Origin of the sequence: Noviherbaspirillum malthae (assembly GCF_015352985.1) — a bacterium.
Classification (GTDB): Bacteria; Pseudomonadota; Gammaproteobacteria; order Burkholderiales; family Burkholderiaceae_D; genus Noviherbaspirillum; species Noviherbaspirillum malthae.
In genome coordinates this window covers 1-1,169 of record NZ_JACYXF010000189.1, presented here as the reverse complement: position 1 = coordinate 1,169, position 1,169 = coordinate 1, and the positions used below count along the sequence as shown (strand labels likewise).

Below are 1,169 nucleotides of genomic sequence, written 5' to 3'. Positions count from 1 at the left end.
CTAGTGTGGTGTCCCGCAAATAACTTTATATAAATTGAAGTGTCTATTGGCTATGCTGCTGAAACAGGAGTGTGGCCATGGAACGCGGACGTCCAAAGAAAGCGGAAATCACGCTGTCGGAGCAGGAACATGCCGACTTGCAAGTATTAGCCCACTCTCGTTCCTTGCCGCATAGTGTCGTGCGTCGCGCCCAGATGATCCTGATGTCCGCTGAAGGTTATTCCAATACTGCCATTGCCGAGCACTTTGGTTTGACGTTACCTAGCGTTGGGCATTGGCGAAAGCGCTATCTCAGCCAAGGGATTGCAGGGCTATATGATGTAGCGCGACCCGGTCGGCCTCGCAGCTACGGTGACGACCATATCGCCACGCTGCTCAACAAGGTACTCAAGGACAAACCAAAGAAAGCGACGCATTGGAGCACCCGACTAGCGGGCGAAGAAACAGGCATTTCCAAAAGTACGGTCCAGCGCTATCTGCATCTGTTCGGTGTGCAGCCTCATCGCAGCAAGTCATTCAAGCTCTCCACGGATCCGTTCTTCGTGGAGAAGGTACGCGACATTGTTGGCCTGTATCTGAACCCGCCTGACAAGGCATTGGTACTGTGCGTGGACGAGAAGAGCCAGATTCAGGCCATTGAACGCAGTCAGCCTGCCATCCCGGTTGGCATTGGAGAAATCGAGGGCACTGCACATGACTACTTCCGGCACGGCACGACAACCCTGTTTGCAGCACTCGACGTGGCCAGCGGCGAAGTGATCGGGCAATGTAAGGCACGCCACCGACATCAGGAGTTTCTGTCATTTCTACGCCATATCGATAAAAACGTCCCCGCATCGCTGGATGTGCATTTGGTGATCGATAACTATGCGACGCACAAGCATCCCAAGGTCCGTGCCTGGCTGGCGCAACGTCCTCGCTACCATGTGCACTACACACCTACCTACAGTTCCTGGCTCAACCAAGTGGAGCGCTGGTTCGGCCTGCTTACGCAAAGAGCATTGAAACGCAATTCATTCAAAACCGTCACCGAGCTCACTCGCAAGATCGACAGCTTTGTTGAGCAGTACAACGCCCACTCGCGACCGTTCGTCTGGACTGCAACCGCCGACTCAATACTGCAAAAAGTTGAGCGACTTTGTAAAGTTATTTGCGGGACACCACACTAG

At 53.6% G+C, this 1,169-nt stretch carries 1 protein-coding gene; it reads left to right on the top strand.

Annotation, left to right across the window (positions count from 1 at the left end; translation table 11 throughout):
• The first annotated feature begins 77 nt into the window (after nt 1–77).
• Nucleotides 78–1,169, top strand: coding sequence for an IS630 family transposase (locus IGW03_RS37675; protein WP_194727489.1), 1,092 nt, complete (start codon nt 78–80; stop codon nt 1,167–1,169).